Below are 4,641 nucleotides of genomic sequence, written 5' to 3' on the forward strand. Positions count from 1 at the left end.
ATTCAATCGCAATCTTTTTAGCATTTTTAATAAAATATGTATAAGTTGACTGATATAAAAACAAGCCAAAAACAAAAGTATACAAACAAATTAATCCGGTCATATCAATAATTCTTTCTTTTAACACTTGCAAATAATAACGATAATAAGATTCTGTTTTATAAAAACTCACACTGCCATCTAAATGATAATCATGAATTAAATCTTGATAATATTCATCATCGTATTGTTCATTTACTGGTAAAAGTAGATTACTATTAGTAATATAATCCATGTCAAAAGAATTATAAATTCTAATAATCGGATCTTTAAGTGAACTTTCTTCCATAATCAAATGAAAATCAAAATAACTGCCTGTATCTTCGACATAGATTATCTTTGGTTCTTCACTAATTCCAATATAATAGGGTTTTAAGTTATCATTTTGATATTTTTTTGGTACTAACAATGTATCATCTTCAAGTGCATTAATATCAACAATTTTTCCAGAAACATCTTTGATTGAATAATCAAAAACATTTAAATAATTTTTATTAGCCATAATATATGGGTGTTTCATGTATTTATCAATTTGAAAATCACCATTATGATCATAGAGAAATTGATTATTTTGATCTGAATATACTCTATATGTTTCAAAATCAAAGAAATAACCAATTTCCATAAAATGATCCACTAATTTTCGATCAAATGAATAGAAATCCCCAGCAAGACTTTGATTATTAGTCACAACTTCCTGGTATTTAGTAATCAATCGGTAATCATTGATAAGCGGTAAAGAAGCATTTACTGTCGTAACAAAAGGCTGTAATAAGATAGTACCAATAATGATCTTAATAACATAATTGGTATAAAGTACTTTGTTTAAATAACGATTATTTTTTAGATTTAAATAACTGCTAGAAAAATGAATATAAATAATCATACACATTAAAACCACTGGAATAAAAATTATAAATATGCCACTATAATAAACTAATCTTTGATAAAACTGATAATAAATACTCTCATTTATATTAGTAAAAACTAAAACACAAATCATTAACGTCATCAAAAAAACAAATAAGACTTTAATTAATAATGGTAAATATAATTTTAATGCAACAATTACCTTATTATACCCATTTAACATATAAATACATATTTTCTTATTATCCTTGGTAAGCAAAACACAATAAGCAACTATATAAGCAACTAACGAAATAATAAATGCATAAAATAATTTATTTAAATTATCTTCTACATACAATTCATCATCAGCTTGATGAAATTCCGCAGTATTATTTTCAATTTCTAACATAATATTATTTTGCTGGCAGGCTTTTTTCAACTTTTCTACAAATAAATCAATATTGTTACTATAAACATATATTGCCATATATGAAATGTCATTTATATTATCAAAACTTTGACAAAAAGGATAAAAATATAAAACACTATCACTGCTATTAAAATATGAATCATCAAAAGCGGTTAAATAATTATAAGCATCTTTATCCTCATAATATGAAGTATAATATTTATCATAATCATCTTTAGAAAAATCGATTACCTTGTTTTTATCTTTTAAATATAGTGGTGTTTTTAATTTTGAAGGTGCATAAATATAAAACTGTTTTGCAGTTTTATTCTGATTGTTCATCCCAGTAGTGCAATAAACTATGGTACTTTTTTCTTCTTTAGCCATATTCAATACCTCTGATAAAATACTACTTTTATCATCTTTACTGCTTATTAACAAATAATTTAGCAATATATCATCAGCATAACTTTCGTATTGATCTGTTTTAAAAAAAATTTGATTATTAGTTATTTCATAAAAATAATAGAATAATAAAATTGCAATAATTGCAGTAAAAATATAGATTATCTTTTTCAAAATTCTCTCACCTCCAATTTCTATTTCTATAAATTATAAGGGTAAGCAATACTTACCCTTATTTAACAATTAACTAAATTAAATTATCAGTACATGTGTGACTATGAGATTCTGCATATGAGTATACAGTTGATATATGCTTATCTTGCTGGGTATAATGAACACTACCACTAGCTAAGATATCACCACTTGAATTTTTAATATACATCATAGTTAAACCATTTTTATTACCAGAAAACTCTCCATCCATTGCTTGTCTACCATAATACATATCTTTACCATAAACCCAAGCATATCTCGCTTTATAAGAACCATTATGAGGTACACTTGCAGCATATGTACTTGTAATTGTCATAATCGCTAAAAGAAGCATACAAATAAACACTATTCCTGTCTTTTTCTTTTTCATAATAATTTCCCTTTCATTTTAATCTAATATTGTTTAAATTTAATGATAATAAGATAGCTAGCTAATCTATACCTTAATTCTAATTCAATGAGATAATAAGTCAACACATACAGATTATGATGCATAAATATTGATTATAATGCACTAATTAATTTAATAAAATATTAATAATTATATTTTATTACTGTAATAATCAAAAAATCAACTTTCTTATACAATTATTTCTTAAATCTAAAAAATTCGAATCACAAAATATATTTAAAACGAACTGTTTTTAACTAATATTTATGTGTTATTGAATTACAATAACTTTTTTATGTAAATGATAAATCTGCAAAAAATTTTAACTTTTAGATATAAAATAGTGATTTAGATTTAGATAAATTCGATATACTTAACAATTTTCTCTTCTAATTTTACAGAATTTCATGATTCACCTAAAATAGAAGACTATATTTTTTATAACATATATTCTCAAACAAAAAATAAGATTATCAAATTATTATTCAATAACCTTACTTTTAAAATCTCTAAATTATGAAATTATTTCGAAATACACACTTCCTAATTTCTTCTAACAATACTATTTATTAAATTTTTTATATTTGCTTAAACTTTTTGGCTCCTTTTCCTGTCCAAATAATAAAGTACAAGCGCTATTGACTGTAAAAATAGCTAAAAATGAAATAATAGAAGCCAATACAGCTAAACAATTTTTCTTAATAATACCAATCATGCTCTTCACCTCAACTCAATTTTACCATTTAAAAATAAACAAAAAAACATATTTTGTTCCAAAGAACAATATTGATAGCAAAATACATAATTAAACGAAATAATTGATAATCATTTTACATCATTTAGTTATTTTGTATAATATAATATAATATTAAATAATTATATATATTACATTTGAATTTTCAAACAATATAATGGATGTATAAATATTGATTTAGGAGGTTTGCAAGTGGCTAACAATATACGATCTGGCATAACATTAGCTCGGAAGAAAAATAAAATGGTATTATCTGAGTTAGCAAATAAATTAAAAATAGATGTTAATACTTTAAAAAGTTGGGAAAATGGTGCTGGTACTGTTCCTACCGATGTATTACTTGAAATGTCAAAAATATTAAAGGTGTCAATTGAGTACTTAATATTTGCAGACGATAGACCACCTCTCAATATTAGTAATTTAAATAAAAAACAAATTGAGATTATCTTATTTATGTATAAAACCTTTAAATATAAAGATTGGAGAAATATTGATTAATGGATATTGCAGATAAAATAAAATTTTTAAGGAAAGAATTTTTAAAAATGAATCAAACTACTTTTTCAAAAATCATTGGTGTATCAAGAGGTACAATTATTAATTGGGAAAATGGTATTTCACAACCAACAATGTCACATATTGCAATGATAGCTCAAATAACTAATGTTACAATTGATTATTTAGTTGATAAGAATAAAAAGCTAGAATTATCGGTCGTAGGTATAAATGATGAAGAATACATTATTTTAAAAGAATTAATAAGTTATTTTGAAAGTGAAAATAAACGATGAAAAATAAAGAACAAAAGTTATTTAGCATATTACAAAACAATAATATAAAAATTGAAAAGGATATTTTCTTATATGGCTATAGAATCTTTACTGATTATTTATTATTTTCATTTATCACTCTCCCCATACTAATTTATAATAAATGTCTAAAAATTGCCATTATATTTATATTCTTATATAGTTTATTAAGAAAATATATTGGCGGATATCATTTTAATAATAGATATTTGTGTATTATAATCTCTTCTTTAGTAACTATGTTTATTTCAATATTTATTAATTTATTCAAATTTAACAAATGGATAGTATGGATTATTTCTTGTATCCTAATAATAAATACAATTCTATTTACACCAATAGATCACAAAAATAAAAAACTAAATTTTAAGGAAAAAAAATATTATAAGAAAAAAGCAATTCTTATAGAAATTGTATATGTTATTATGCTTTTATTTATTACTAAAAATAACAATATTTATAAGTTAATAAACATAGTTTTTTTATTAAGTAATATTAATATAATTTTAGGTATTTTATTTAACAATTAAAATTACTATAAATTATTAAACTCTATTTTTATAGAAGTATTTATTCAACTATTATTCAAAAATAATGTTATAATATGGATAAATTATAAATATATATTATGAATTGTATTGCTTTATCAAATATAATTCATGATAAAATTGGGAGGGAAAAATGAAAATTATAATTTGCGATGATGATATGCATGATGCATTACATTTAAAATTATGTATTGAAGAATTGCTTTTAAGAATTAATGTTA

The 4,641-nt window shown here is 22.4% G+C and carries 6 protein-coding genes; 3 read left to right on the forward strand and 3 right to left on the reverse strand.

The window, feature by feature from the left end:
• The 3 genes from J7M77_RS09140 to J7M77_RS09150 all read right to left on the reverse strand — a co-directional run.
• A partial coding sequence (locus J7M77_RS09140; RefSeq protein ID WP_296877723.1) for a hypothetical protein occupies nucleotides 1–1,879 on the reverse strand: 1,879 nt, incomplete at its 3' end.
• A gap of 73 nt (nucleotides 1,880–1,952) precedes the next feature.
• Entirely contained in the window at nucleotides 1,953–2,288 is a 336-nt protein-coding gene (locus J7M77_RS09145) for a hypothetical protein (protein ID WP_296877725.1), read from the reverse strand.
• A gap of 583 nt (nucleotides 2,289–2,871) precedes the next feature.
• The gene (locus J7M77_RS09150; RefSeq protein ID WP_296877727.1) at nucleotides 2,872–3,024 is read right to left on the reverse strand and encodes a cyclic lactone autoinducer peptide; all 153 of its coding nucleotides are present in this window, start codon (nucleotides 3,022–3,024) and stop codon (nucleotides 2,872–2,874) included.
• A 231-nt stretch (nucleotides 3,025–3,255) separates the two neighbouring features.
• Here J7M77_RS09150 and J7M77_RS09155 point away from each other — a divergent pair, with 231 nt between their 5' ends.
• From J7M77_RS09155 to J7M77_RS09165, 3 genes are read left to right on the forward strand one after another with little or no spacing between them, the layout of a single operon-like run.
• Nucleotides 3,256–3,561 (forward strand): helix-turn-helix transcriptional regulator, encoded by a 306-nt coding sequence (locus J7M77_RS09155; RefSeq protein WP_296877729.1) that lies wholly within the window; start codon nucleotides 3,256–3,258, stop codon nucleotides 3,559–3,561.
• Nucleotides 3,561–3,854, forward strand: coding sequence for a helix-turn-helix transcriptional regulator (locus J7M77_RS09160; protein ID WP_296877731.1), 294 nt, complete (start codon nucleotides 3,561–3,563; stop codon nucleotides 3,852–3,854). Before J7M77_RS09155 ends, J7M77_RS09160 begins: the two co-directional genes overlap by 1 nt.
• Entirely contained in the window at nucleotides 3,851–4,402 is a 552-nt protein-coding gene (locus J7M77_RS09165) for an accessory gene regulator B family protein (RefSeq protein ID WP_296877733.1), read from the forward strand. Before J7M77_RS09160 ends, J7M77_RS09165 begins: the two co-directional genes overlap by 4 nt.
• Nucleotides 4,403–4,641 lie beyond the last annotated feature (239 nt).

It is taken from the genome of Thomasclavelia sp., from assembly GCF_017889095.1.
Lineage (GTDB): Bacteria > Bacillota_I > Bacilli_A > Erysipelotrichales > Coprobacillaceae > Thomasclavelia.

Bases quoted from the DNA above. Each gene is read 5' to 3' on its own strand.
- J7M77_RS09145 (WP_296877725.1), bottom strand. From the start codon at position 2,288: ATGAAAAAGAAAAAGACAGGAATAGTGTTTATTTGTATGCTTCTTTTA.
- J7M77_RS09150 (WP_296877727.1), bottom strand. From the start codon at position 3,024: ATGATTGGTATTATTAAGAAAAATTGTTTAGCTGTATTGGCTTCTATT.
- J7M77_RS09160 (WP_296877731.1), top strand. From the start codon at position 3,561: ATGGATATTGCAGATAAAATAAAATTTTTAAGGAAAGAATTTTTAAAA.
- J7M77_RS09165 (WP_296877733.1), top strand. From the start codon at position 3,851: ATGAAAAATAAAGAACAAAAGTTATTTAGCATATTACAAAACAATAAT.